At 67.9% G+C, this 25,895-nt stretch carries 32 protein-coding genes; 25 read left to right on the plus strand and 7 right to left on the minus strand.

Features of this window, described 5'->3' with window-relative positions:
- Window positions 1-520: 520 nt before the first annotated feature.
- The gene (locus AOA12_RS21875) at window positions 521-781 is read right to left on the minus strand and encodes a hypothetical protein (protein WP_054687480.1); all 261 of its coding nucleotides are present in this window, start codon (window positions 779-781) and stop codon (window positions 521-523) included.
- A gap of 93 nt (window positions 782-874) precedes the next feature.
- Between AOA12_RS21875 and AOA12_RS21880 the strand changes: the two genes are divergently transcribed.
- The 5 genes from AOA12_RS21880 to AOA12_RS21900 all read left to right on the plus strand — a co-directional run bounded on the left by AOA12_RS21880 (window position 875) and on the right by AOA12_RS21900 (window position 4,605).
- A complete protein-coding gene (locus AOA12_RS21880; RefSeq protein WP_054687482.1) occupies window positions 875-1,525 on the plus strand; it encodes a hypothetical protein in 651 nt (216 codons plus the stop codon).
- Window positions 1,526-1,629: 104 nt separating this feature from the next.
- Window positions 1,630-2,124, plus strand: a complete 495-nt coding sequence (locus AOA12_RS21885; RefSeq protein ID WP_054687484.1) for a hypothetical protein — start codon at window positions 1,630-1,632, stop codon at window positions 2,122-2,124.
- 139 nt (window positions 2,125-2,263) lie between these two features.
- Complete coding sequence (locus AOA12_RS21890; protein WP_054687487.1) at window positions 2,264-2,824, plus strand: hypothetical protein; 561 nt, start codon at window positions 2,264-2,266, stop codon at window positions 2,822-2,824.
- A gap of 140 nt (window positions 2,825-2,964) precedes the next feature.
- Window positions 2,965-3,462: a hypothetical protein gene (locus tag AOA12_RS21895; protein WP_058633113.1), complete on the plus strand. Its 498-nt coding sequence runs from the start codon at window positions 2,965-2,967 to the stop codon at window positions 3,460-3,462.
- A gap of 117 nt (window positions 3,463-3,579) precedes the next feature.
- Complete coding sequence (locus tag AOA12_RS21900; RefSeq protein WP_054687493.1) at window positions 3,580-4,605, plus strand: DUF4192 family protein; 1,026 nt, start codon at window positions 3,580-3,582, stop codon at window positions 4,603-4,605.
- 327 nt (window positions 4,606-4,932) lie between these two features.
- Here AOA12_RS21900 and AOA12_RS21905 read toward each other — a convergent pair whose 3' ends face one another.
- The 4 genes from AOA12_RS21905 to AOA12_RS23420 form a co-directional block, all read right to left on the minus strand.
- Window positions 4,933-5,265, minus strand: a complete 333-nt coding sequence (locus AOA12_RS21905) for a hypothetical protein (protein ID WP_054687495.1) — start codon at window positions 5,263-5,265, stop codon at window positions 4,933-4,935.
- Between the two features lie 3 nt (window positions 5,266-5,268).
- The gene (locus AOA12_RS21910; RefSeq protein ID WP_054687497.1) at window positions 5,269-5,553 is read right to left on the minus strand and encodes a hypothetical protein; all 285 of its coding nucleotides are present in this window, start codon (window positions 5,551-5,553) and stop codon (window positions 5,269-5,271) included.
- Between the two features lie 30 nt (window positions 5,554-5,583).
- Window positions 5,584-6,480, minus strand: a complete 897-nt coding sequence (locus AOA12_RS21915; RefSeq protein ID WP_054687499.1) for a hypothetical protein — start codon at window positions 6,478-6,480, stop codon at window positions 5,584-5,586.
- Between the two features lie 137 nt (window positions 6,481-6,617).
- Window positions 6,618-6,788, minus strand: coding sequence for a hypothetical protein (locus tag AOA12_RS23420; RefSeq protein WP_156366706.1), 171 nt, complete (start codon window positions 6,786-6,788; stop codon window positions 6,618-6,620).
- 127 nt (window positions 6,789-6,915) lie between these two features.
- Between AOA12_RS23420 and AOA12_RS21920 the strand changes: the two genes are divergently transcribed.
- The 18 genes from AOA12_RS21920 (at window position 6,916) to istB (ending at window position 22,260) form a co-directional block, all read left to right on the plus strand.
- Entirely contained in the window at window positions 6,916-7,608 is a 693-nt protein-coding gene (locus AOA12_RS21920) for a DNA-processing protein DprA (RefSeq protein ID WP_054687500.1), read from the plus strand.
- Between the two features lie 26 nt (window positions 7,609-7,634).
- Window positions 7,635-8,093 carry a hypothetical protein gene (locus tag AOA12_RS21925; RefSeq protein ID WP_054687503.1) on the plus strand — a complete coding sequence of 153 codons (459 nt, stop codon included), beginning with the start codon at window positions 7,635-7,637 and terminating at the stop codon, window positions 8,091-8,093.
- Window positions 8,090-8,272, plus strand: coding sequence for a hypothetical protein (locus AOA12_RS23425; protein ID WP_156366707.1), 183 nt, complete (start codon window positions 8,090-8,092; stop codon window positions 8,270-8,272). The genes AOA12_RS21925 and AOA12_RS23425 overlap by 4 nt, the downstream gene beginning before the upstream one ends.
- Window positions 8,269-9,060 (plus strand): HNH endonuclease family protein, encoded by a 792-nt coding sequence (locus AOA12_RS21930; protein WP_054687504.1) that lies wholly within the window; start codon window positions 8,269-8,271, stop codon window positions 9,058-9,060. Before AOA12_RS23425 ends, AOA12_RS21930 begins: the two co-directional genes overlap by 4 nt.
- 74 nt (window positions 9,061-9,134) lie before the next feature.
- A complete protein-coding gene (locus AOA12_RS21935) occupies window positions 9,135-10,091 on the plus strand; it encodes a DNA-processing protein DprA (protein ID WP_054687506.1) in 957 nt (318 codons plus the stop codon).
- A gap of 281 nt (window positions 10,092-10,372) precedes the next feature.
- Window positions 10,373-11,167, plus strand: a complete 795-nt coding sequence (locus tag AOA12_RS21940) for a hypothetical protein (protein ID WP_054687507.1) — start codon at window positions 10,373-10,375, stop codon at window positions 11,165-11,167.
- The gene (locus AOA12_RS21945) at window positions 11,164-11,394 is read left to right on the plus strand and encodes a hypothetical protein (protein WP_054687509.1); all 231 of its coding nucleotides are present in this window, start codon (window positions 11,164-11,166) and stop codon (window positions 11,392-11,394) included. The genes AOA12_RS21940 and AOA12_RS21945 overlap by 4 nt, the downstream gene beginning before the upstream one ends.
- A complete protein-coding gene (locus tag AOA12_RS21950; protein ID WP_054687511.1) occupies window positions 11,387-11,977 on the plus strand; it encodes a hypothetical protein in 591 nt (196 codons plus the stop codon). Before AOA12_RS21945 ends, AOA12_RS21950 begins: the two co-directional genes overlap by 8 nt.
- Before the next feature lie 199 nt (window positions 11,978-12,176).
- Complete coding sequence (locus tag AOA12_RS21955) at window positions 12,177-14,243, plus strand: site-specific DNA-methyltransferase (RefSeq protein ID WP_054687514.1); 2,067 nt, start codon at window positions 12,177-12,179, stop codon at window positions 14,241-14,243.
- The gene (locus AOA12_RS21960) at window positions 14,243-16,738 is read left to right on the plus strand and encodes a DEAD/DEAH box helicase (RefSeq protein ID WP_054687516.1); all 2,496 of its coding nucleotides are present in this window, start codon (window positions 14,243-14,245) and stop codon (window positions 16,736-16,738) included. Before AOA12_RS21955 ends, AOA12_RS21960 begins: the two co-directional genes overlap by 1 nt.
- 135 nt (window positions 16,739-16,873) lie before the next feature.
- Entirely contained in the window at window positions 16,874-17,143 is a 270-nt protein-coding gene (locus AOA12_RS21965; RefSeq protein ID WP_061683549.1) for a hypothetical protein, read from the plus strand.
- A 180-nt stretch (window positions 17,144-17,323) separates the two neighbouring features.
- Window positions 17,324-17,836, plus strand: a complete 513-nt coding sequence (locus AOA12_RS21970) for a hypothetical protein (RefSeq protein ID WP_054687520.1) — start codon at window positions 17,324-17,326, stop codon at window positions 17,834-17,836.
- A gap of 2 nt (window positions 17,837-17,838) precedes the next feature.
- Entirely contained in the window at window positions 17,839-18,075 is a 237-nt protein-coding gene (locus AOA12_RS21975) for a hypothetical protein (protein WP_054687521.1), read from the plus strand.
- Window positions 18,072-18,746: a hypothetical protein gene (locus AOA12_RS21980; RefSeq protein WP_054687523.1), complete on the plus strand. Its 675-nt coding sequence runs from the start codon at window positions 18,072-18,074 to the stop codon at window positions 18,744-18,746. The genes AOA12_RS21975 and AOA12_RS21980 overlap by 4 nt, the downstream gene beginning before the upstream one ends.
- A 9-nt stretch (window positions 18,747-18,755) precedes the next feature.
- Entirely contained in the window at window positions 18,756-19,031 is a 276-nt protein-coding gene (locus AOA12_RS21985; protein WP_054687525.1) for a hypothetical protein, read from the plus strand.
- Window positions 19,028-19,627: a Mom family adenine methylcarbamoylation protein gene (locus AOA12_RS21990; RefSeq protein WP_054687527.1), complete on the plus strand. Its 600-nt coding sequence runs from the start codon at window positions 19,028-19,030 to the stop codon at window positions 19,625-19,627. Before AOA12_RS21985 ends, AOA12_RS21990 begins: the two co-directional genes overlap by 4 nt.
- 144 nt (window positions 19,628-19,771) lie before the next feature.
- Window positions 19,772-21,451 carry an IS21 family transposase gene (gene istA / locus AOA12_RS21995; protein ID WP_054679554.1) on the plus strand — a complete coding sequence of 560 codons (1,680 nt, stop codon included), beginning with the start codon at window positions 19,772-19,774 and terminating at the stop codon, window positions 21,449-21,451.
- On the plus strand, window positions 21,448-22,260 hold the full coding sequence (istB, locus tag AOA12_RS22000) for an IS21-like element helper ATPase IstB (protein WP_054679557.1): 813 nt from the start codon (window positions 21,448-21,450) through the stop codon (window positions 22,258-22,260). The genes istA and istB overlap by 4 nt, the downstream gene beginning before the upstream one ends.
- A gap of 8 nt (window positions 22,261-22,268) precedes the next feature.
- Here the strand turns inward: istB and trpS are convergent, their stop codons facing one another.
- Window positions 22,269-23,309 (minus strand): tryptophan--tRNA ligase, encoded by a 1,041-nt coding sequence (trpS, locus tag AOA12_RS22005; protein WP_054679560.1) that lies wholly within the window; start codon window positions 23,307-23,309, stop codon window positions 22,269-22,271.
- A gap of 289 nt (window positions 23,310-23,598) precedes the next feature.
- Between trpS and AOA12_RS22010 the strand changes: the two genes are divergently transcribed.
- Window positions 23,599-24,633, plus strand: a complete 1,035-nt coding sequence (locus AOA12_RS22010) for an NAD(P)-dependent alcohol dehydrogenase (protein ID WP_054687529.1) — start codon at window positions 23,599-23,601, stop codon at window positions 24,631-24,633.
- Window positions 24,634-24,704: 71 nt separating this feature from the next.
- On the opposite strand, the gene AOA12_RS22015 is transcribed toward AOA12_RS22010, so the two are convergent.
- Window positions 24,705-25,052 carry a winged helix-turn-helix transcriptional regulator gene (locus AOA12_RS22015; RefSeq protein ID WP_054687531.1) on the minus strand — a complete coding sequence of 116 codons (348 nt, stop codon included), beginning with the start codon at window positions 25,050-25,052 and terminating at the stop codon, window positions 24,705-24,707.
- 77 nt (window positions 25,053-25,129) lie between these two features.
- Here AOA12_RS22015 and AOA12_RS22020 point away from each other — a divergent pair, with 77 nt between their 5' ends.
- Window positions 25,130-25,789: an FMN-dependent NADH-azoreductase gene (locus tag AOA12_RS22020; RefSeq protein ID WP_054687533.1), complete on the plus strand. Its 660-nt coding sequence runs from the start codon at window positions 25,130-25,132 to the stop codon at window positions 25,787-25,789.
- Window positions 25,790-25,895: the final 106 nt, after the last annotated feature.

Here is a 25,895-nt window from a genome sequence, read left to right on the forward strand (position 1 = left end):
CCGTCGGGGAGGGTCCGGGGCGCTGCGCGCCCCTCCGGGTCGGCCCGGCAGGCCGGGCCTCCGGCCTCGGTGGGGTCGGCGCTGCGCGCCCTCCGGCGGCGTGCTGGGGTGGCCCGTTCTGGGGAGCCGGCTGCCTGCCGCTGTGGGGGGTCTACGGCCAGCGGGCTACCTGTGGGTGCCCTGCGGATTCGAGTGCGTCACAGAGGGCATAGAAGGCGTCGAGGCGGTCTTTGTGCCAGGCGTCTGCCTCGTGGCCGGAGGGGCGGGTGCAGCGCCCTGCGGTGGCCTTGCAGCGGGGGCAGGGCACATCGGCGGCGTGGGGTTCGACGGTGAAGTGTTCACGGTTGCAGGGGCGGCACCAGGCGAGTTCGAGGGGGCGGCCTGCGGTGTCGATCATGTGGGGGCGGGCGCGTTCGTATTCGGCGTAGCTCTGGGGTCTGGGCATCGGCTGCCGGAGGGTGCTGGCGGTCATCCTCTCCCCCGTTCCTGTGGTCGGTTCGGCGCTGCGCGCCGAGGCGGGTTAGCTGGCGGGTTCGTAGGGGTTCGGCCCGACGCTGAACGGTGCTCCCGGCTCGGGGGATGTCACGGCGTAGAGCGCGGCTTCGACGCCCTCCTCCCACGCCCTCGCGCAGTGCCCCTCGCCCAGCAGGGCGGTGTGGTCGCTCACGAGCGCCTGCAGTGCCTCTGCGAGCGCGATCTCGTGGTCGGTGGGTCGGTGGGTCACGTTGCCGGTCAGTGCGGCGAGCGCGGCCTCTGCGGTAGCGATGGTCTGGGCGGTCATTTCGGCCTCTTTCGGTGCTGTGATCCCGATGTCGGAACCTATGTCTATATTAGTAGCTGTCAAGTCAACTAATCAAGAAAGGTAGGGCCTGACATGAGCATGTGGACATCGGTGACGATCACCTTCCCGAACCGGGAGGAGGTCGCCGCGCTGGAGAGCATGGTGGCGCTGTGGAACGCGAGCGTGGACCGCGAGCACGGCCTGGAGATCGGCGAGAGCCTCCGCGAGGAGCGGGTCTATCTGGGCGGGCGGGCGCTCGGATTCGACTCGGACTTCGGTCTCGACGATGAGGGTGCGCACCTGGCGTACCACGACAAGTACGAGACCGAGGGACTCGCCACGTTCGGGGAAGCGTTCACGCACCGCTACCAGACCGCGACGGTGCTGATCGAGACCGAGTGGACCGGCGAGGAGCCGAGCGTCACCCGCGAGCAATGGCAGGGCGGGCGCATCGTGGCCGAGCGCACGAGCGCGGGGAACCTGGAGCCGGTCTACGAGCCGGGACACTCCCCCGCCGAGGTGCTCGACCGGCTGCGCGCCGAGCTGCGCGAGCTGGCCGAGCTGCTGGGCCGGATCGAGGTGGGCGAGGACTTCTTCGAGCACTTCACCCGCCGCGAAGCCGAGGCCCTCGCCACGGTCTACGACACCGCCGACATGGCCGAGATCGCCGGTGAGATCCGTCGCAAGTGCGCCGAGGCCGACCCCGAGGCATGGGCCGAGGAGGTCGATGCCATGACCTCCTGATCCCCGTCACTCCCTAGGCGGATAGGGGCCACCTCCCAATGTCGGAGGTGGCCCCTATATTTGTACACGTCAAGTCAACTAATCATCGTTCTAGGGAGGACATCATGACTGACATCACCACCACCGGAACCGACACCGCGGCCGAGCTGGGCGAGATCAGCTTCATCCGCGACAACCGGACAGTCGCCATCGGCGAGATCGCCCGGGCCGAGGCCACGGCGCGCGACGCGCTCGCTCGCGTGGCCGAGCTCGAGGCGGAGAACAACCGGCTGCGCTTCGACCAGATCACGGACGGCGGCGACCCCCGCCTCGTCGACTTCTGGGACAAGGCGGGCCGGATCGCTGACTACGCCGGGTTCTGCGCCGAATACGACCGCCTCGCGGACGAACTGAACGGGGTGCCCCGCGAGCGCGACTTCGAGGTCCGCCTCGACATCACGATCTCCCTCACCGTCTACAAGACGGTCGCCGCCCGCGACAGCGACGGCGCGGGCGATCTCGCCTCCGAGGAGATCACCTCCGAGGACGTGATCGAGTCCATCCGCTCGAACGGCTGGAGCGGCCTGGACGTGGACGACTGGGACGCCGAGCGCGCCTGATCCACCGCTGACCGAGGGGCGGAGCCGACTTGGCTCCGCCCCTCTCTCTTGCCCCGACTGTCGGCCTGCGCGCCAATGTCCGACCCCCCTCCTATATTCGTAGGTGTCAAGTCAACTAACCCATATCTAGGAGGACACCATGACTGACGTCACCACTGGAGCGGCCGAGATCCTGGCCGGGATCGAGGATGCGCTCGGGTCGATCTTCGAGCGCATCGGCTGGGCCGAGGACGAGATCGCGCAGGCGCAGCTGCGCCACCCCGAGGACGCCGACAAGCTCTATCACTCGTTCGCCCTGCTGAGCGGCGATGAGGCATCCGCCCGGATGGGCGTGGAGATCGTCTACCGCGCCCACGTGCGCGAGATCCTCGAACGGGTCGCCCACGGGGAGGACACCCGCCCGGGCACCGCCGTGGAGGTGGTGATCGGCCTTCTCGCGGCCGCAGAGCGGGCACCGCTCTCGCACGAGGGCTTCGGGCTGTGCGCGCGGCTGTGGGCCGCTGCAGGACTCCCCGACCACGACGGCTTCGCCGACAAGCTCGACCACATCGAGGCGCTGCACGCCGCGCGCATCGACAGCGACGAGATCGCCGCGCGCCGCGCCTGCCGCAACGACGCCCGGAAGCTCGGGCACATCGAGTGCGACGGCTGGCACCACGGACGCGAGACCTACTGCGTGTTCACCCCCACCGTCGCCTGATACCGCGGCGCTCAGGAGGGGCGGGGTCGAGCCGGCTCCGCCCCTCCCGCCTACCCGAACCACTCCGCAGCGCCAATGTCCGACCTCCCTCCTATATTCGTAGGTGTCAAGTCAACTAATCCCAAGGAAAGGGGATCGACATGGGTATGGACGTCTACGGGAAGAACCCGACCGCCGAGGTCGGGCAGTACTTCCGCAACAGCGTGTGGGGCTGGCATCCGCTCGCCGACTACCTCACCGCTGCGCACCCGGCGCTGACCGCCGGATGCACCTACTGGCACAGCAACGACGGCGACGGCCTCGACGACGCTGGCGCGCTCGCCCTGGCCGACGCGCTCGACGCAGACCTCGCCAACGGCACCGTTGCGCTGTACGAGGCGGAGCGCAGCGTCTACCTCGCCGCGCTCCCGATGGAGGAGTGCTGGCTGTGCTCGGGCACCGGGGTGCGCACCGACGAGATCGGCGTGCAGAACGGCCTCGACAAGCCTCGCGACCCCGTGACCGGTCGTGGCGGGTGCAACGCCTGCAGCGGCACCGGGCAGACCGAGCCGAGCGCGCGGCACTACCCGTTCGAGGTCGCCAACGTGGCCGAGTTCGCCCGCTTCGCGCGGCACAGCGGGGGCTTCGAGATCTGGTGAATCAGGCCCGGGGAGCGGGGCGATTCGCCGTCTCGCTCCCCGGGGGTTGCCAATGTCGGACCCATGCCCTATATTCGTAGTAGTCAAGTCAACTAATCATCGTCCGAGGAGGACCCCATGACCACCACCGCCCAGCCGACCGTCGTCCAGGCCACCAGCGCCGCCGACTTCCTCGGCCTCATCCCCGCCCTCATCGGCTACACCCCGACCCGCTCCATCGTCGTCGTCCCCTTCCGCGGCAACCACACCGCCGGGGCCGCACGCTTCGACCTCAACGAGGACACCGACCCGCAGGCCCTCGCCAGCACCATCACCGGCATCGTCTGCCGTATCCCCGACGCCCGGGCCGTCGCCGTGGTCATCTACACCGACCAGGACGGGCACACCACCCGCCCCATCATCGGCGCCCTCCTCGACCGAGCCACCGAGTGCGGCTTCGGCATCAAGGACGCCCTCTACGTCGCCCGCGATGGCTGGGGAAGCGCCCTCACCGACGAGCAGCCCCACCCGCTCACCGAGATCAACTCCGCGCTCGCCGCAGGCCGCGCCACCACCGGCGACCAGCACAGCGGCACCGAGATCCCCGCCCCCGACGAGGACCGCCTCGAGGCCGTGCTCGCAGCGTTCGAGGACTTCGGCCTCGCCGACGTCGCCGAAACCGACTGGGTCGCACTCGCGGAGGTCGCCGCGACCACCCGGCCCGAGGAGATCGACCCGTTCGACGCGGCCAGCCTGATCTTCGCCCTCAGCCGCCCCTCCCTCCGCGACATCGCCATCGTGCAGTGGGCCACCGACGAGCACGGCGGCGAGCGGGCCGCCGAGGCGCAGGCCGGATGGGAGCACGGCGAGGAGTACCCGACCGACCTCGCCAGCATCATGTGGGGCGACGCTCCCCGACCCGACGCGCGCCGCCTGCAGTCCGCTCTCGCCACCGTGCGCCACCTGACCGCACTCGCCCCCCAGCCCCTCCGCGCGGGCCTGCTGGCGACCATCGCGTGGCTCTCCTGGGCGCTCGGGCACTCCACCCACGCCGACGCCTACGCCCGCCAGGCGCTCACGATCGAACCCGGCCACGGCCTCTCCGAGATCGTCGCCTCGTTCGTCCAGGCAGGCCACCTCCCTCGCTGGGCCTTCGAGCGTTGACCTGTACGGGGGTGGGGCGCTCGCCGCCCCACCCCCGTGCAAGTCAGAACACGCCAAGACGCTCAGCTCGACTACGGCGCGACGGCGGCGGCGGCCGACGACTTGCGCATGTCGGAGGCATGCCCTATATTAGTAGTAGTCAAGTCAGCTAATCGACAGGAGAGGGGGCAGGCCCGCCAACCGCACAGCGGCCAGGGGAAGCGCACACCGCCTCCCCTCGGAGGGAGGGGCTCCACCCCGGAGCCCGCAGTCGCGCTCGCCGCAGCCGGCTACTCCCACGCCGACACAGAGCCACACTCGATCGCCGTCAGGCGGGTCGTCGACGGCTCAGCCCCGCGGCTTCCCTGACCGCGGCCACGGGTATGCGTCCACCCGCTCCCACGCCTCGGCGGCGGACATCGACATCCGCATGCGATCCCCCACGTGGGGCGCCTCGGCGTTCGCGCACTGCAGGAACCAAGCCCCTGCGCGCAGCGCATCGGTGAATCCGACATGCCCCGCGGCCACGGCCTCGGCGATCGCCGCGAGCTTCAACGCCTGCCGAGACGTGATCTGCACAGGAGCGTCGTCATCCGGCCCGGGCGCGTCCACGAGGGCCTGATACTGCTCGGCGACCTTCCACTCGTACTCCGGATCGGCCGGATCGATCAGCTCACCCATCGCTCAACCCTCCACTATCGGCGCGCTCGCCGCCGGGGAGGTATCAGCCACCACCACCGGCACCAGGTAGCCGGTGCGGAACGCCCGCCGCGCCTTCCGCGCCCAGGTGACCGGATCATCAGCCAGCGCGAGACGACCGCCCGGCGCTGACCGGTCCATGATGGTCACTTCCTCAAGGTCGACCCCGATGTCCCCCGAGACCCGATAAGAGCCATCGTCCTCGACACGCAGCACACCGACCGCCTCGTACCCGCTCGCCGCGGGCCGCCGGAACTCGACTTCGATCATCGGGATGTCACCTCACTCGTGCCCTGCATTTTAGAACCAGCCCCCCGGCAGCACCCGGCCCGAAGCCAGCATGATCTCCGCCCGCGCGCGCAGCGCGTCCGCGCGATCCCCCTGGAGCAACGGCGCCACACCCAACAGATCCGGCGACCCCACGAGCCGATGCAACGCGCTGCGCTCGCCGTCCGTGAGCTGCGGGGCGTGGAACACTCGGCGCTGCTGGAGCAGCTGCAGGTTGTACCCGTCGCCGGTGCGGCCGAACGCGAACCCGTGGTCGATCAGGTAGAGCCGGTCCTGGTCGACGAGGAGGTTCCCGCCGTGACGGTCCTGCTGACCGATGAGGGCGTCGAAGAACCCGGCCGCGAGGATCCGCTCCTCGGGCACGACCGGCAGCGGGTTCGTCACGTTGCCGGGGACGCCCATCGACAACGAGCCGAGCCGGCCGTCGATCTCGCGCAGCACGCAGGGCGGCACGAGCTCGTCCCACGGCCCGCCGAGCTCGCGAGCCAGCGCCCACGCTGCGACCTCATGGACCGGCTGCAGCGGCCCGTCGTGCCCGTAGTCCTCGCTCGCTTCCTCATCCAGCCCGTCGAAGGGTTTGTGGTAGGCGTCTGCGCCGTCCGTCAGCCGCACCCGGATGGTCTCGTTCACCCCCGATTCCTCCGCCCACTCGAGGCCGGCCACCTCGGCATCCAGGAGGGCACGCTCGCGGGGATGCCTGCCCTGCTGCGCGGCGGTGGCGATGATCGACGGGAGAACATCCGGCCCCACCCAGAAGATGTCTGACACCTCCCGGGGGGACATTGCTCGCGCCGCCGATGCCGGCGGGGGATCTTCGAGCAGCGATGCCGGCGCGCCCGCCTCGCGCGCCCACCGCTTCGCTACGGACGGCGGCGCCTTCGCGAGGAGCGAGATCGCCTCGTCCGGCACACCCTCTGCTCGCGCCCACGAGACGATCGCCGAGCGGGCGGCGCGATTCTGCCGACGTCGGGCGTTGTGGGTGGCGCGCTCAGACTCGCTGCCGCAGTTCGGGCAGCGGCGGCCGCCCTCCTCTGCCGACCGACACATCAAGAGGCTCGGGGGTCGTCGTCTCGATCGACTCTGATGGCGATGAGCTGATGCCCTGCGGGCACGCGCTGCTCGAGCTGCTCGAGGGCGGCCGGATAGGTCGCAGCGTCGACCTCGATCCTCGTGGGCTCCGCCTCCGGCTCGCTGCGCACCGTCCCGATCAACCTCATGCCCAGATGGTATGTCCCCCGCTGCCCAGTCCGCATCCTCTCGCTCGGAGACGGGCATCTTGACTAGCTCATATGCGTAACCTATATTTGTAACCGTCAAGTCAGCTAATTTGGATTGGAGGACGTCATGGCCGCGCACGAGACACCCGGCACAGACGGCGCCATCCTGCTGCACCCCGAGCATGAGCACTGGCCGGCAGAGTTCGCCGATCTCGGCTCGATCGCCCCACGCCGCATCTTTGCCCTCGGCGCTCTGGATCTTCTCCAGTCCCAGGCGCGCACGGCACTCATCGGTGGCCGTACAGCGACGGTCGCCGGTCGGGCCGCCGGCGCGGCGCTGGCCGCCGGGCTCGCCGCTCGTGGTGAGGCCCTCATCACTCCCGCCGAGACGGGAACCGATCTCGCCGTGGTCGACGCCGCCCGCCGCGCCGGCGGGCGCGTCATCGCGATCACCGACCGTCCACCGGCGGAGGCCGGCCACATCGCCCGTGCCGCGCAGCGGGGGATCCTCGAGCGCGGCGGGCTGATCCTCTGGGAGGCCTCGTCGCCACGGGGCGGCCGCACCTCCCACCGCAGCGCACGCCTCATCGCCGCGCTCGCGGCTCGCCTCGTCCTCGTCGAGATCGGTGCGCGATCGGCGGGGATGACCGCGGCCGCGATCGCCGGCGGGCTGTCCCGGGCCGTGGCCGCCACGCCCACTGATCAGTCCCGCCCGGGTCGCGGCACCCGGCAGCTGCTCGCCGCAGATCTCGCGACCCTCGTCCATACCCCCGACGAGCTCGACGCCTTGTCCGATCCGCGCACGCTCGCGCACCTATGACCTGCAGGGACCAGAGAGGAACCACGATGAGCACCACAGAGACGACCGAGCCGGTCTCGACCGACGTCACCTACATCGGCCGGCGCACCCTGGCCAGCAACGGCAAGCTCGGCTACGCCTACCTCGAAGGCGACCGCACCCGCTACTACACCGCGCCGCTCGTGACCGGCGCGCAGATCGGGGCGCGCATCACGATCTCCTCGCCCGCCGACGAGCCCGACGTCTACTTCTCGAAAGGCCCGCGCCAACCCCGCATCGCCGGACACGTCACCGACGTCGACGAGGCCACCCTCACCGCCTGGCAAGTCGCCGACCGGGCCGCGTACCAGCTCAAGGCGGATGCCGACGCCTCCAAGAGAGCCGCGAAGCAGGCAGCGCACCTCGAGCGGCACATCGAGGCCCTGACCTACGCGGCGCGACCCCTCACCGGGGCGCAGCGCGCGGCGTTCGCGCGATACGTCGAAGACCGGATCCGGGGGTGGTGACTATGTCCCGGGGCAACTGGCCCGAAGAGGAGTTCTACCTCGATCTGCAGGAGTGCCTGGAGAACGCCTCGACGTTCTACATCCCCACCTCCGAGCTCGAGCGCGCGATCGCGGATCTCGCCGACCGCGGATGGACCCGGCTGCCGCAGCGAGCCGGCGGAGACGGCGGCCGGCGATGACCAGAAGACGCTCCCCCGCGCTGCCGGCATTCACCGTCGCGAGCCTCGCTGCCGTCGTCGCCGGCATCACCTGGCTGTCGGGCTCCCCGTTTGACTCGCACGCGGAGACGGGCGAGCCATCGTCGCCCGTACAGCAGTTGAGCACCCAGGCCGATGATTCCGCGATCGACGAGTTGATCGGCGCCGGTCTCGCCGACACGGAGCACGACGTCACGACGATCAATGCCGACGCGACGCTGCAGCTGCTCGCGACGATCCCCGCCGTGGGTGAGGCGCAGTCGGCTCTCCCCTACAGTCGTGACGCCTACGGCCAGCGGTGGGCCGACGTCGATCGGAACGGGTGCGACACCCGCAACGACATCCTCCGCAGAGATCTCGTCGACGTCGGCCTCAAGCCGGGAACGAACGACTGCGTGGTCCTGACCGGGACTCTGCATGACGCCTACACCGGGCAAGACATCACCTTCCAGCGAGGTCAGGGAACCAGCGAGCTCGTCCAGATCGACCACCTCTGGAGCCTCTCGGGCAGCTGGCACGCCGGCGCTGATCTGTGGACCGCCGACAAGCGCGAGCAGTTCGCCAACGACCCTGCCAACCTCGAAGCCGTCGACGGCCCCAGCAACAGCGCCAAGGGAGACAGCGGTCCCAGCCAGTGGCTGCCCGCCAACGCCGACTACCTCTGCACCTATGCGGCCCGACTCACCTTCGTCGCCTCCAAGTACCAGCTGCCCCTCCTCGCTGAGGACCGCCTCGCCATCACCCACATCCTGGAGCGCTGCGACGGCTGAGGGGTTGCGCATGTCCAACCTGAGATCTATATTAGATGGTGTCAAGTCAACTAATCATCATCCAGGAGGATCCGATGACCACCCGCACCACCACTCTCCCCCTCCCCACGACCGGTGAGGTCGCAACCTGGACCGAGCGCGAGTCTCGCCTCGCGCTCACCGTCTGGGCAGAGCCCAACAACCCGACCCTGGGCGCCTGGCTCACACGTCGCGCGCAGACCGGCAGCGAGACTCCCGCCCGCGACGTCGTCACGACGATCATCACGGGCGACCTCGCCGGACTGAGCGCCACCGAGATCGAGGCTGTCAACCAGATCCGACCCCGCACCCTCCTGGGCGACGGGATCGAGCGCGCCGCGCGCTGGCTGGACAGCCACGCCGATGCCGTCTTCCTCATCCCCGGGGACGACGCCTGGCCGACCGCTCTCGACGCCCTCGGCGACCGCCGCCCCGCGGGACTGTGGGTACGCGGCGACGCGGCCGCGCTGCGCCACGCTCGAGTCATCGCGATTGGCGGAGCGCGGGCCTCCACCGGGTACGGCGACCACGTCGCCGGTGAGCTCGCCACCGAGCTCACCGAGCGGGGCGTGGCGATCGCCACCGGCGCCGCCTATGGGATCGACGGGGCAGCCACCCGCGCCACCCTCGCCGCCGGCGGCACCCCGATCGTCGTCCTCGGCGGCGGCGTCGACCGCCCCTACCCGGCAGGACACAACGACCTGATCAACCGGGTAGCGATCGCCGGCGGCGCGATCGTCAGCGAACTCGCCCCCGGTGCCGCGCCCACCAAGTGGCGCTTCGCCGCTCGGGCTCGCGTCCTCGGCGGGCTGTCGCAGGCATCCGTGATCGTCGAAGCCGGCTGGCGCAGCGGCTCCCTGCTCCTGGCCGCTGAGACCGCGCAGCTCGGTCGACGTGTCGGCGCGGTGCCCGGCCCGATCACGAGCCCGAGCAGCGCCGGCACCCACCGTCTCATCCGCGAGAGCGGAGCCACCCTCGTCACCGACGCCACGGACGCGCTCGCGCTCCTCTGACCCCACGGGGGCGGCGCCAGCCGCCCCCGTCTAGGAGGTGAACAACCTTGACCACCAATCGCACCTGCCAGGCACCCGAAGAGCAGTGCTCCCGGCCGGTCACCGCTCGCGGGCTGTGCCGCATGCACTACCTGCGGGAGTACCGCGCCGGCAACCACACCGCCCGCCCCACCCGCGCCAACGGCATCCGGAACCAGTGCCCACCCGATCATCCTCACGACGTCGACACCTGCTGGACGCGACACGGATGCCGCTGCAGCACGTGCGTCCACGAGCGAGCAATGGAACGGCAGCGTCGACGGAACAGGCTGCGCGCCTACGGTCGAGACGACCAGATCGGCCCCCGCCTGGTACCCGCGGCCCCCGTCCGCGCACACGTCCAGCAGCTGCACGAGCTCGGCCTCGGCTACGAACGCATCGGCCGGGCAGCAGGCGTCGGGCACGGCCCGATGATGGACCTCATCTACGGGCCGCGCGGAACCGATCAGCGTGCCCCCGTGGAGAAGATCCGCAAGTCGTACGCCGATGCTCTCCTCGCCCTCACCGCCGACAGCATCGAGGCCGCTCTCATCGATCCCACAGGCACCGTCCGCCGGCTGCGCGCACTCGTCGCCATCGGATGGCAGGAGACCGCTCTCGCCGAGGCGCTGGGGATGGGCGTCGGGAACTTCTGGACCCTGCTGCACGGACGGAGGAACCGCATCACCACCGGCACCCGCAACAAGGTCACTGCCCTCTTCATCCAGCAGTGGGACAAGCCGCAGGACGGGGTACGCGCCGAGCGGGCCAAGAAGATCGCCAAGCACTACCGGTGGGTCGGCCCGCTCGCCTGGGACGACATCGACGACCCCACCGAGGTGCCGGAGGGAGTGGCGAAGGCGCGTGACGCCCGATACACGGCCACCGAGTACCTCGACGACATCGCCTTCCTGCTCGAGCTCGGCGAATCCCCCCACCAGGCCGCCGCCATCGTTGGCCGCACCGTGCCGGCCATCGTCAAAGCCGCGGAGCGGCATCACCGCGGCGACATCCAGACCGTCTTCGAGCGGACACTGCGGAAGCGGGTCGCAGCATGAGCCTGGTCACCCACCTCTCGCCGCGACGTCGACGGGTCGTCCTGGATCTCGGTGACCCCGCCGAGGCGGCATCCGTCTGCGCGGCGCTGCGCGAGCTCGGGCTGACCGGACACATCCACCTCGAGGTCGTCGACGAGATCCTCGGCGGCGGCAGCGAGGAGATCGTCGACGAGATCCGCGATCGCCTCCACCTCCGCGCACACCTCGAGGAGGTCCCCGATGAATGACGAGCGCGTCGTGCTCCTAGTGGAGTTCACCTCCGGCGAGGTCGTGGCCGTGCCCTTCACGAGCCGTGACGCTGCCGACCGCTGGGAGCAGAGTCACGACTACGAGGTCATCGGCCGGCCACGGATCGCCACGGCGAGATCCCTGAGCGTCGGCGCCCGGAAAGCGAGGGAAGTCATGACCGCCGACGAGCCGCTGTTCGAACTCGCCGACGTCGGCCTCGAACTCGTGCCCACCGAGGCCATGAGACGGGGCGAGCAGTTCGTCCACCAATGCGCCTGGTGCGGGGCCGTTGTCGTCTGGCACCGGCGGAAGACCACCGACTCCCTCGGTCTGTGCCCCAACTGCGGCTCGGACGCCGGCGGGAACCCAGCAGAGTCCTCCACCTGGTGGCGCCAACGCCTCCCCCTCGCCGGAATAGCACCTCTGGGCCTCGCAGCGTGGAACCGGCTCGTCGACGATCTGATCGCGCAACTGCACACCAGCGAGATCACGGAATGGGACGAAGCGCGCGTTGCGGCATGGCTGCGCGCATGCGCGGCCGCGCCGCACGCGTCAGTCCCCGGCGACGGGGGCGACCGCTAAGATCTGAGACGGCACCCGGTCAGTGGAGCGCTGGACATCCGGCCCTCCTGGATTAGTTGACTTGACACTTGACGATCCACGGCCGGGTGCCCTCTCTGTCCGCGGCCCATTGCAGACAGACACGCCCGGCATAAGCGCCCGATAGCGTGATGACGAGTGAGCGTCCGGGACTGACGCTCCAGGCTGAGGAGCTGCCCCGATGACCGACGAACGGCGACGCATAGACGTGCTGCTGGATCAGGTAGCCGACCAGGCCCTGCGCGACCGCATCGCCGCCGAGATCACCCAGATCACCGGCAAGAAGAAGTGGGGCTTGAACTTCGAGGAGCACCTCCCCGAAGGCATCCGCATCCCGAAGGCCCGCGTGCGACGCGGCGTCCGCGCCCAGCTACGCGACGGTTCTGACCCGCGCTACTGGGAGGTGAAGAGGGTCGTCGGCGGAGTCGCGCAACTGCACCACGACGGCGAAACGCGCGAAGTGCCGACAGGCGACCTCGTGGTCGCGCGTGTCTTCGACGAGCCCGTCTACCCAGGCTTCACGCCGCTCGGGTCGATAGAGCGCGGCGGCGACAAGCCGCACCACCTCGTCATCGAGGGTGAGAACTTCCACGCGCTCGAGACGCTCCGATACACGCACGAGGGCAAGGTCGATCTGATCTACATCGACCCGCCCTACAACACCGGCGCCGGCGACTGGATCTACAACGACCGCTACGTCGGCGACGCGGACGCATACCGCCATTCCAAGTGGCTGAGCTTCATGCAGAAGCGCCTCGAGCTCGCGCGACACCTCCTCGCTCCGACCGGCGTCATCATCGTCGCCATCGACGACAACGAGCACCACCGCCTTCGGGTGCTCCTGGACGAAGTATTCGGTGAGCAGAACTTCCTCGGCAACGTTGTGTGGCAGGGCGGCCGTAAGAACAACGTGAAGTTCATCGCCGACACGCACGACTACATGCTCTTTTTCGCGAAGGACAAGGCGCTTCTCTCTACCGGTGATGCCTGGAAGGAGTCACGTCCCGGGTACGACGAACTACTGCAGGCTGGGCTCGATGCGTGGGAGGAGTCCGGTCATGACGCTGCAGCTGCCACCGCGTTGCTCCGAAACTGGCGCAGAGCCCTTCCGGCTGACCACCCGGCCCGTGCCGAGCGCGGCCTCAACATGTACGACCAAGTTGATGGCCATCCGAAGCACGCCGGCAAGGTCTACAGCACGGGCGATCTGCGAAACCCCTTTCCCCGCCCGAACCTTCAGTACGACATTCCGCACCCGGTCGATGGCAAGCCCGTGAAGATGCATCCGAACGGGTGGATCTGGTCGCGCGAGCGGATGATGCAAGCGATTGAAGACGGCATAGTCGTCTTTGCCCCTGACAGCACCGGTTCCGCGCGCCAGAAGCGCTTCCTGGAAGCCGGCAGCCAGCAGTCTGTTGCCCCCGTGTTCACTCAGGACCGATCGAAGGCTACGAGGTCACTAGCTGCGATCCTCGGAACCAACGACTTCCCCTTCCCGAAAGACGTCGACGTCATCGCGCGGTGGGTGAACATCGCGACAGGCGGCCAGCCCAGTGCCGTAGTTCTCGACTTCTTCGCAGGCACCGGGACGACTGCGCACGCCGTTCTGCAGCTCAACGCGACCGATGGCGGCCACAGGCAGTCGATTGTCGTGACAAATAACGAGGTAGGGCAGAAGGCGGCGACGGCCCTCACCAAAGCTGGCCATGCAGCGGGAGATCCCGAGTGGGAGGCGGAAGGTGTTTTCGAGAAGGTCACGCTGCCGCGAATCCAGACGGTTGTCACTGGCACACGGCGCGACGGCTCGAAGCTCACTGACCCGGTGATGGACGCGGACGGCAAGAAGATCGCGTCGGGCATTCCGGGTGCGATTGGGTACGACGAGAACGTGACCTTTTTGAAGCTCGACTACCTCGACCGCGATGACATCGCTGCCGACGATGCATTCCGGCAGATCGCGACGCTGCTGTGGGTGAAGGCCGGCGGGCGCGGCCCGGTGATCGCTGAGCGTGCCGAGGCATTCGCGGTGCCCGAGGGCGCGAACTATGCGGTGCTGTTCAGCGTCGCCGAGTGGGCACCGTTCGTCGAGCTCGTGAACAGCCGGCCGGAGATCGAGACCGTCTACGTCGTCTCGGACTCGGAGACCACGTACGGCCCGATCGTGCGAGCGATGCGCCCCGAGGTGTCGTCGTTCCGGCTGTACGAGAACTATCTCAGCAACTTCGAGATCAACGTGGGAGGGCGCTGATGGAGTACCAGCTCCGGGGCTACCAGGCGCAGGCCGCCGGCGAGATCGTCAGCGGTATCGAAGTGGGCGCCGGGCTCGCGTCGAAGGGTAAGTCGTCGGCTGTGAGCCTCGCGGCACCGACCGGTGCCGGCAAGACGATCATCGCCGCGGCCGCCATCGAGGATCTGATTTTCGGTGACACGGTGATACCCGGCGAGGAACCGGTCATCCTGTGGGTATCGCTCTACCCGAAGCTGAACGAGCAGACTCGTGACAAGTTCGAACGCGCGAGCGAGAAGCTGCGTCCCCGGTTGCACATCATCGACTCCTCGAAGCAGTACGACGTGGAAACACTGACACCGGGCCGGGTGTACTTTCTGAACACCCAGAAGCTCGGCAGCAGCGCGACCAACTACACCTCAAAGGATGGGCGCACCTTCACCCTGTGGGAGACCCTGAGCAACACGGTCGACCGGTTCGGCAGCCGCGTGGTCATGTTCGTCGACGAAGCGCACCAGGGCACTGGCGGCGGATCCAGTGCGAGCGGCGACACGATCCTCGGGCAGCTGACCCGGGGCGGCGGCAAGATGAGCAATCCGGTGCCGATCGTCGTCGGTGTCTCCGCCACTCCGGAGCGCTTCGAAAAGAACATCGCAGCGCATCGGGCGTACCGTGAGGCGGTCGACGTAGAGGTTGCGGCGGTACGCGAGTCCGGGCTCGTGAAGGACCAGCTCGTCCTCGCGCATCCGACCGAGGAGATCGCATCAGACTCGACCCTCGTTCGGGAGGCGGCGATCCAGCGCGCCCGCCAGGAGCAGCGATGGGCGTCCTGGGCGGACCAGAATCCGGGCGATGCGCTCGTGGAGCCGGTGCTTCTCGTACAGCTGACCGCAAAACCGAATGAGACCATCGTGGCCGGCTTCATCCAGGACATCCTGCAAGCCGACTCAACCCTCACAATCGACAACTTCGCCAACGCGCTCGAGGGCGGATCCGCGGTCACCTTCGGAAGCCACGACGTGCGCTACGTCGACCCACCCCGGATCCAGGAGACCGGCGGAGTGAAGGTGGTGCTGTTCAAGGACGCGCTCACGACCGGGTGGGATTGCCCCCGCGCCGAGGTGCTGGTCTCCCTCCGCGGCACCAGCGACGACGTGACCATCACCCAGCTCGTCGGCCGCATCGTCCGCACCCCACTCGCGAAGCGGGTCGCCGGCGACGACAACCTGAACGCCGTGTGGACCTATCTTCCGCACTTCGATCAGGAGTCCGTCGAGCGGGTCGCGATGCGCCTGCGCACCGGCGACACCGAGGTCGCAACGCCCGTCGTGGTGAACCCGGTGCCAGTCACCCGCAACGCCGCCGTGCCGGATGCTGTATGGACCGCGTTCAGGGACTTCCCCAGCTGGTCGCGGCCCTCACGGACCGCGCGGCCGGCGACATCCCGCGTATTGACCGCGGCGATGGTGCTCGCGAAGACCGGCATCCTCCAAGACGCACCGCGGATCGCTCAAGACCGGGCAGTCGACACCCTGCTGCAGCACATCAAAGCCAACCAGCAGTTCGTCGACGACAAGGTGACCGCCTACGAGGAGGTCGACTATCAGACCCTCGCGATCGACTGGCTCACCGGCGAGCAGACTGGCACGCAGGCCGAAAGCGCGAAGATTGCCACCCGTAACGTCGCCGACCTGTTCAACATCGCCGCCCGCCGCCTCCCGGACAACTCAGCGAAGTGGCTCTGGGACCGCCTGTACATGGCCCAGCCCGAAGGCGACCGGGACGGAGACGCCGCACGCCTCATCGTCGCAGCTGTCGCACAGCAGCCCGACACAGTGAAAGCTGTCGAGGACGCCAGCCAGACGCTGCTGGATCAATGGCGGAAGCAGCACGCCGCCGCCCTGTCGCAGATCGGCGGGACCGCAGAGACCGACTTCTACGCCGCGTTCGCCGAGTCGAAGCGTTCCGTCGAGATCCCCGTCGAGGCACCCGCGGACACGGTAGTGAAGGACGCCGAGCACCGCTGGCCGCGCCACCTGCTCGCGGACACTGACGGACAATTCCCGCACGACGGCAACACGTGGGAACGCGCCGTGCTCGAGACGGAGACGAAGCGCCACACCACCCTCGCCTGGTATCGGAACCCCTCGAGCGGCACCCAGTCCATCGCGATCGCGTACGGCCCGCTCGGGGAGCAGCGCCTGCTGCATCCCGACTTCCTGGTCTTCACCGAACGCGACGGCGAAGTGCTCATAGACATCATCGACCCACACGATCCGTCCCGCAGCGACACAATCCCGAAGTGGGGCGCTCTCGCCGAGTACACGAAGCAGAACGCCACCCGCCTCGGCCGCGTTCTCGCGATCATCGACGAAAAGAAGGGCTCCGACGTCCTCGTCCAGCTGAACCTCGCGAGCCCGACAGCGCAGGACGCGATGATCTCCCTGGCGAAGACCGGCGGCACCGAGGCCGACGTGCGCGCCCTGTTTGACCAGCACGGCGGCCGCTATCAGTAGCAGCCCTCGGGATGACACCTAGGAACAGAAGCAGACTGGTGCGCCGCCGACGTTGATGGCCACCTAGAGCGGACACTCGACCTGGCTCGTCTGTGCAACCGTGTGGTTGTCGGCACCCTTGCGTATGGTCACGGGGTGGTGCAGCACTGGACTCCGATGTCGCAGCTGCAGAGATCGCCAGAGCCGGGCATCTGGTACGTGTTCGACCAGAGCAAGCGCATCGCGATCATCCGGCATGTCGAAGTCAAAGGGCGACGTCTGCTGCGTTCGGTGACCTGGTCGCAGGATCCTGAGCAGCGGCAGCTCATCGGGTACTTTCCGGAAGACGCGATGCGCCTCGCCGTGGAGTGCACCTGGTCTGAGTACGTGCGGTACACCGGCCCACCCACGAGCAACCGGCGGTAAGAACCAGCCCGCTCCCTCATGCCCGGGCGCCGCTCTGCTGCGCACTGCGGCCGGCTGAAGGCGTCCACTGGCCTACCGATCCGCACGCTTCGGTCGACGACGAGGTTGACCAGTTGACTATCTGCTATGTGTGCCCTATATTCGATGCTGTCAAGTCAGCTAAATGCAGGGAGGTTTCTCGTGCGCGTCCAGATCGTCACCAAAGACACCATCGACCTCATCGTGAGCGCCGCCGTCATCGGCAACTCCACCGTCGACCGCGACGCGGAGGAGATCGTCAGGGCCGCAGATCGGATCGGCCGTCAGCTGCGCTCGGAGAACTACGCGGCCGCGAACGCAGCGGCCGGCACCCATCACCCCACCCCGCTGTACACCTGGCAGCCAGTCTTCGATCTGATCTGGCAGCCCGAGCAGCGGGAGACGTTCACCATCACCGAGGAGCAGGCCCTCCAAGTGGAGCGATGCCGGCTCTTCCTCATCGACAACAGCGCCGGCAGTCCGAACTGGGCGGACTCGTTCGCCCGCAAGTTCCTCGACAGGCTCGGGGCCGCAATCCAGTCACGGCTGCGCGCCTGGCCGTTGGTCGCCAGCGATGACCACCCGGGCGTCGTCGAGTACTCCGGCCTGTGCGACTTCACACCGCAGTGGCGGCGCGGTCCAGCGGTGGAGCCGACGCAACGCATCGGGGGCTGAGCATGGCTATCGCTCCGTATCCCCGTCGCCATGTCTCCGCGGAGATCTCACAGCGCTCCAGCCGGGCGGCATCCGGCGCCGTGTTCGTTCTCGTCGCCGCAGTCGCGGTCGCCGCGGCGCTCATCCTCGGCGGCCGCGTCTGGCATGCCCTGCTCGAGCTCGGTCTGCTGATCGGGCTCTGGTTCCTCCTCCGACTGGTCGTCAGGAACGCGATCGCGATCTTCCGGGACGAGCCATGAGCTCGTTGCGGATCACCCACCGCGGCGCCGAGGGCACCACGCTGGCCGGCGTCCGCGTCGACGGGGCCGAAGCCGAGGCCCTCCGGGCGTGCGGGTGGCGGTACTCGCGACGACGCGCCAAATGGTATGTCCCCTCCTCGCAGGACCGTGCGCCGCGGCGAGACCTCATCGCACGCACCGAGGAGGAGCTCACCCGAGCTGGGCACGTCGTCCTCGTCGAGCTCGAGGTACTGCCCCAGCCCGTCGAAGATCTCACCACCTGGCACGAGGTGAGGACCAGTCCGCAGGACGCCGCCCGGAGGATCGAACGGCTGCAGCGGCGACTCCGCGCGACGGCGCGAGATCTCGCCGGCTACCGCAACCACCTTGGAGTCACGTTCCCTCCCGCTCGTGGCGCCGAGCGGGAGGAGCTTCTCGACGAGCGCGAGCAGCTGACGGGACGGCTGCGCTTCTGGCAGGCCGTGGAGCAGGCGCACCTCAACGGCGCCGGCGCCACCCGAGTCGATCGGAGAGCTGTCGCCCCCGGAGATCTCGTGGAGCATCGCGGCCGCTGGCACACGGTCGTCCGCGCGAACCGGACCACCGTTTCACTCCGCAGCGACTCCGGTGGCAATTGGCCCGAGACAGTCCCGTACCACCAGCTGACCGGGCACCGGCCGCAGAACCGTTGAGGGCACACAGTGAAGACCGCGCTCAGCTGGCAGCAGACGACGACCGTCGAGGTAGAGCTCGACGTCGACGACGTCGCGCTCTGCGACTGGGCGATCGCCACCCTGGATCTCCGCACCCTCGGGGGCGAGATCTCTGCAGCGGAGCTCCGCCGGTCAGCTGCAGCGAATCCGCACCTTCGCCGGCGACTCCAACAGCTGTACGCGATCGCCCTCGCCGCGCCGCGCACGTCCTCCTCCACGATCGGCGTCCCGCACGACACCCACCCGGAAGGATCCGCCCGATGACCCGCACGCCTACCCCCGAATCGTCCTCCTGCCAGCGGTGGACGCTGGGGCGACACTCGTGGCGTCATCTGTCCGAGGGAGGTTTCGACGCGCGTCAGTTCTCCGTCGCCGAGATCCCGGAGTCCGTCGCGCGATCGTTCGTCTGCCGGCACCACTACGCAGCCTCGTACCCGGCTGGCCGGATGGCGTGGGGGCTGTTCTCTGAGGCCGGCGAGGATCCCGCGAGCCTGGTCGGCGTCGCGGTCCTGTCCGTCCCCATGAGGGCAGCCGTCGTCAGCAACGTCTTCCCTGAACTCGCCCCCTTCACGCAATCTCTCGAGCTCGGCCGCTTCGTGCTCACGGATGCCGCACCCGCCAACGCCGAGTCCTGGTTCCTCGCCCAGGTCTGGAAGCGCGCAGCGGCTGCCGGCATCCTCGGGATCGTCTCTTTCGCCGACCCGATGCCACGGCAGCGAACCATCACCGACGTCGACGAGCACGGCCAGATCTCCACCCGTGTCGAGACCGTCTCCCGGGGTCATGTGGGCACGATTTACCAGGCCACGGGGGCGATCGCCCTGGGGCGATCCACCCCGCGGACGCTGAACTACGTCTGACTATGGCAGCGTAAGTCGGACCCACCAGGGCAATCTAAGCGGAGACCACTTGCTGCTTGACGGGGTGTCCACGGCAGCCTGAGCCGAGTCCACCTCCACCGTTGACGGAACTGTTGTTCCGGATGCTGATGGTGGAGGTTTGGGATGGGATCTCGGGTGGATGTGTTCGCGGCGATTCGGCGTGATGCGCGGGTGGAGGAGCTCTCGATCAGAGAGCTTGCGCGCCGTCATCACGTTGGGCGAGCGACGGTGCGGCAGGCGTTGGCTTCGCCGGAACCGCCGCCGAAGAAGACGCGGGTGAGGTCGGCGCCGAGGCTTGACCGGTTCAAGCCCGCGATCGACGCGATGCTGCGGGAGGATCTGACGGCACCAAGGAAGCAGCGCCACACCGCGACCCGGGTACTGGATCGTCTTATTGAGGAGCACGGAGCGACTGAATTGTCGTATTCGACTGTTCGTAACTACGTCCGCTTTCGCCGGCCCGAGATCGACGCGGTCGCGGGCCGGCGGGTGGAGGTCTTCATCCCTCAAGACCACCAGCCAGGTGCGGAGGCTGAGGTCGATTTCGGCGAGGTGTGGGTGGTGCTAGCTGGGGTGAAGACGAAGTGCCACATGTTCGTGTTCCGGCTCTCTCACTCGGGGAAGGCGATCCACCGGGTTTATTCGACTCAGTCGCAGGAAGCATTCCTCGAGGGCCACATTGATGCGTTCGAAGAGATTGGCGGCATCCCGACCCGGCATATCCGTTACGACAATCTGACATCGGCAGTCCAGGCGGTGCTCTATGGCAACGGGCGCGGCCGGATCGAGAACGAGCGGTGGGTGCTGTTCCGCTCCCACTACGGGTTCGATTCGTTCTACTGCCAACCCGGTATCACGGGCGCACATGAGAAGGGCGGCGTTGAGGGTGAGGTCGGGCGGTTCCGGCGAACACATTTGACACCCATGCCGGTTGTCGATTCCCTCGCAGAACTCAACGCGAGAATCCGCGCCTGGGACGCGGCGGATGACAGGCGGCGGATCGCGTCGCGGATTCGCACAGTCGGCCAGGACTTCGCCGTCGAACAGGCACTGCTGTCGCCGCTGCCGTATGAGCGATTCGATCCAGGCCTGACGCTGCATCCGCGGGTCGACAGGTCGAGTCTGATCACGGTTCGGATGGCGAAGTACTCCGTCCCCGCCCATCTGATCGGCCGGAACGTCCGCGTCTCATTACGCGCGTCCGTGGTCGTCGTTTTCGACGGGCACCAGGAAGTTGCCCGCCATGAGCGAGTTGTCGCGCGCGGCGGACAATCAGTCGTCCTCGACCATTACCTCGAGGTGTTGCGTCAGAAGCCCGGAGCGCTCCCGGGAGCCACCGCCTTAGCGAGGGCGCGGGAGGCCGGAGTGTTTACGGCTGCCCACGATGCGTTCTGGGCGGCCGCCCGCAAGACCGATGGTGATGCCGTCGGCACGCGAGCCCTCATTGATGTTCTGCTTCTGCACCGGAGCATGCCCGCAGAGGAAGTGATCGCCGGCATCCACGCAGCACTCCAAGTCGGGGCAGTCACCGCCGATGTCGTCGCTGTCGAAGCCCGCAGACAAACTTCGACGGGTGGGCCTGGCCTGCATGGTCATCTCCGTGAACTCGCGTCTGGCCGCGAGCAACGAGTTGTCAGTCTCACCCAACGCCGTCTCGCTGATCCGGCCGCGGTGATCGCAGGTCTCCCGGCCGACACGAGACCACTGCCGAGTGTCGCCGGCTACGACGAACTCTTGGAACGTCGGGCACGCCCGACGCTCACGGACGAAGCGATTGATCGGGAAGGAACCACGGGAACATGACCACGAAACCCACCACCGTCACGACGACGCTGCGCCGGAGACGCGGGCTCACCGAAGAAGCAGCGATCGCGGCTGTCGATCAGGCCTGCCGGCGTCTCCGGCTCCCGACTGTCCGCGCCGTCGTTGACGAGGCCCTGGTGACCGCGAACCGAGAGCAGCTGTCCTACCAAGGGTTCCTGGCAGAGCTACTGCTCGCGGAGTGCGATGATCGCGATCGGCGCTCCTCGATTCGGCGCGTGTCTGCGGCTGGCTTCCCGCGGAGCAAGTGGCTCGGTGACTTCGATTTCGACGCGAACCCGAACATCAACCCGGCCACGATCCACCAACTCGCTACCGGTGACTGGATCCGCAAAGGCGAACCGCTCTGCCTCATCGGCGACTCCGGTACCGGGAAATCGCATCTACTGATCGGTCTGGGAACCGCGGCTGCAGAGAAGGGCTATCGGGTCAAATACACGCTCGCGACGAAACTCGTCAACGAACTCGTCGAAGCCGCCGACGAGAAGCAGCTCGCCCGCACCATCGCTCGCTACGGCCGCGTCGACTTGCTCTGCATCGATGAACTCGGCTACATGGAACTCGACCGCCGCGGAGCCGAGCTCCTGTTCCAGGTCCTCACCGAACGCGAAGAGAAGAACTCCGTCGCGATAGCCTCCAACGAATCGTTCTCCGGATGGACGAGGACCTTCACCGACCCGAGGCTCTGCGCTGCGATCGTCGACCGACTCACGTTCGGTGGCAGCATCATCGAAACCGGCACCGACTCCTATCGCCTCGCCCACACCCGCCGACTCACTGACCAGGTCTGACCGAGGTCCTAGTAGATCGTCCCCATTGCTTCGCGCACCTGGGCCAGTGTTGACTCCGCCGAAGTGTTCGCAGCCTCATTGCCGTGGCGAAGAATCGCCCGCACGAGATCCTCGTCTTTGGCGAAGGCTTGCCGCCTCACGCGCAACGGTTCCAAGAAGTCGTTCACGGCTGTCGCCGTCATGGCTTTCAGGGCGCTGCTGCCGCCATCACCGATCTCGTCGGCTAACTCGGCTGGCTCGACACCGCGGCACAGCGCGGCCGTCGACAACAGCGCCGAAACACCAGGCCTGTCCTCGGGATCGAAACTGATCCGCCGGTCCTGATCGGTCCGAGTCTGACGAATCACCGCAACTGTCTCGTCCGGTGTCATAGATAACGCGATCGCGTTCCCGTAGCTCTTCGACATCTTCCGACCGTCCAAGCCCGGAACCTCCGGCGTCGACGTGATCAACGCATCCGGAACCGGGAAGACATCCCCATAGCGCTCGTTGAACCGTCGAGCGATCACGCGAGTCATCTCCACATGCGGGAGGTTGTCCTTGCCGACGGGCACGAGATTGCCTTTGCAGAACAGAATGTCGGCCGCCTGGTGCACCGGATAGGTCAAGAGCAACCCGCTCAACGCGCGCCCGGACGCCGCGAGTTCCGCTTTGACGGTCGGATTACGATGCAGTTCCGCCTCGGTGACCAAGCTCAGGAACGGCAGCATCAACTGATTCAGCGCCGGCACCGACGAGTGGGTGAAAATGGTCGTCCGTTCCGGGTCGATGCCCGCGGCGAGATAGTCGAGCACAGCGCTATAGACGTTCTCGCGAACGTGAGCCATCGTGTCTCGGTCGGTGATGACCTGATAGTCCGCGAGCACGAGGAACATCTCGACGCCAGCCTGCTGGAGACGCACCCGTTCCCTGATGGTGCCAAAGTAGTGGCCCAGATGCAGCGGCCCAGTCGGCCGCTCACCCGTGAGGACTCGAAAGTGCTCGGGGTGCTCGGCCACGAGGACCGCGACCTCTGCCGAGCGTTGCGCGGTTGCGATGAAGGACTCCATTTGTGTCTCCCGATGATTGGGAGCTACACGGAGTACTCGGGCCGTTCCACGAGCTGCCGTGCAGCCCGTGAACATACTTCAACCGGCTGCTATCGCAGCCACCACCAAGCGGAACGGTTGAAGTTCATGAACGAGATACTACCGGGGCCCGGAACCAAGACCAGAAACCACAGGGTGGGTCCCGTTTAGATTGCCGCCCTGGGCCCAGCTGAGGTTGACATTCTCACACCCGGAGGAGCAGACTGAGAAACGCAGAGAACTGAGAACACGCAGAGAATGGGAGTTGACCATGAAGGCAGTCCAGTACCGCGAGATCGGCAAAGGTCCCGAGGTCGTCGAGATCGATACACCGGAGCCCGGGCCCGGGCAGATCCGACTCAAGGTCGCGGCAGCAGGGCTCTGCCACACCGATTGGTTCCTGATGGACCTCCCGGCTGAGCAGTACATCTACGGCCTACCGCTGACTCTCGGACACGAGGGCGCGGGGACGGTCGACAAGCTGGGCGAAGGGGTCGAGGGCATCGAGCTCGGCGGTTCATACGCGATCTACGGTCCGTGGGGGTGCGGACAGTGCCACGCGTGCTCCCAGGGGCGCGAGAACTATTGCCCGAACGCCTGGGCCCAGGGCATTGCCCCTCCCGGCCTGGGCGCCCCCGGTGCGATGGCCGAGTACGTGATCGTCGACGACGCACGCCACCTGGTGCCGCTCGGCGATCTCGATCCGGTCGCGACCGTGTCTCTCACGGACGCCGGCCTGACGCCGTACCACGCGATCCGGTCAGCCGCAGCAAAGCTGTACCCCGGCGCGACCGCCGTCGTCATCGGCGCGGGCGGCCTCGGCCACGTCGCGATCCAGATCCTGCGGGCCGTCTCGTCGGCCACCGTGATCGTGGTGGACCTGAACGAGGACAAGCTCGCGCTCGCACGCGAAGTGGGTGCCCACCACACCGTGATCTCGGGCCCTGACACGGTCGCCGAGATCAAGCGGCTGACGGGAGAGGCGGGCGCCGAGACCGTCTTCGACTTCGTCGGGGTGCAGCAGACGATCGACACCGCGCGCGCCGTGGTGGCGATGGATGGCTTCGTGCACATTGTCGGGATCGGTGGCGGCACGATGCAGATCGGGTACTTCGCCACCCCGTTCGGTGCGGCGGTTCGTGCACCGTACTGGGGATCGCGCAGTGAGTTGATCGAGGTACTCGATCTCGCCCGCGCGGGCGATGTCGAGGTGCACGTCGAGCGGTACGGCATCGACGACGCCGTCGAGGCGTACGCGAAGCTGCACGCGGGAACCGTGCGCGGCCGAGCCGTCGTCGTCCCCTGAGCTAAACCGTCGCTCCGCCCTCGCCGACGCGGGGTGCGGAGCGACGGCGGCACTCGATCTCCGAGCCGCGCCTAGGCCGTGGGCTGCTCGGTGAGGTTGCCCGATGCCCATCGACCGAGCTGGTCGAGGATCGGCAGCAAGCGTTCGCCGCTGTCGCTCAGCGCGTACGAAACGGCCGTCGGGGGACCGGGGGTGACGGTCCGCAGAACGAGTCCCGCCTCGGCGAGTCCGGCGAGGCGATCCGAGAGCACGGCGTCGCTGATGCCCGGAACCGCGCGCCGCAGGCCGCCGAACGTGGACGCGCCGCTGCCGAGCGCCGAGACGATCATCCCGTTCCATCTCTTGCCGAGCACCGAGAACGCCAGCGTCACGGCCGCGTCGCAGACCTCGCGCTCGTGCTCGTCGTCGGGGGGCGTCATGAATTCATCGTACGGGTGCTACAGTCTCCGGAGTCGCTATGTTTTACTTAGTTACTTCGGATTCCAGATAGGACACCATGACCACGCTGTTCCGGCTCGACGCCAGCATCCTTCCCCCCACCTCCTCCAGCCGCGCGCTCGCCGATCTCGTCGAGGCCGAGTGGCTCTCGACGCACCCCACATCCGACGTCGTTCGACGCGACCTGTCCGCCGACCCGATTCCGGCGACCGCATGGGCGGATGCCGTCACCTCCAACTTCACGCCCGCCGCGGATCACACCGACGGCCAGCGTGCAGCCCGTGCACTGGCAGCAGAGCTCGCCGACGAGATGATCGACGCCGACGCCCTGCTGTTCGCCGTTCCGCTCTACAACTACGGGGTGTCCCAGCACTTCAAGACCTGGTTCGACGTCGCCTACACCGATCCGCGCATCGACCCGCAGGGCACCGCGCTCCGCGGTAAGCCCGCAACCCTCGTCACGGTGCTCGGTGGCAACTACGCCCCCGGAACGCCGAAGGAAGGGTGGGATCACTCGACCGCGTGGCTGCGTCGCGTTCTGGAGGATGTCTGGGGCCTCGACCTGCGGGTCGTGGAGCGTCCCTTCACGCTCGTCGGCGTGAACCCGGCCCTCGACGCGTTCGCCGATGTGGCCGCGGACCTGAAGCAGACGGCCGAGACCCACGCCGTCCGATCCGGTCGCGAAATCGCGGGACTCGCCGCCTCGGCCGCGAGCTGAATTCGGCACCAGAGGGCGCCCCGAGTCGAAACTGACTCGGGGCGCCCTTCTGTTTCCCTCCGCCTCGGGCTGAGCCGGCGGCCGAGGTCCGTTGATCGCCGCGCCG

It is taken from the genome of Microbacterium sp. No. 7, assembly GCF_001314225.1.
Classification (GTDB): Bacteria; Actinomycetota; Actinomycetes; order Actinomycetales; family Microbacteriaceae; genus Microbacterium.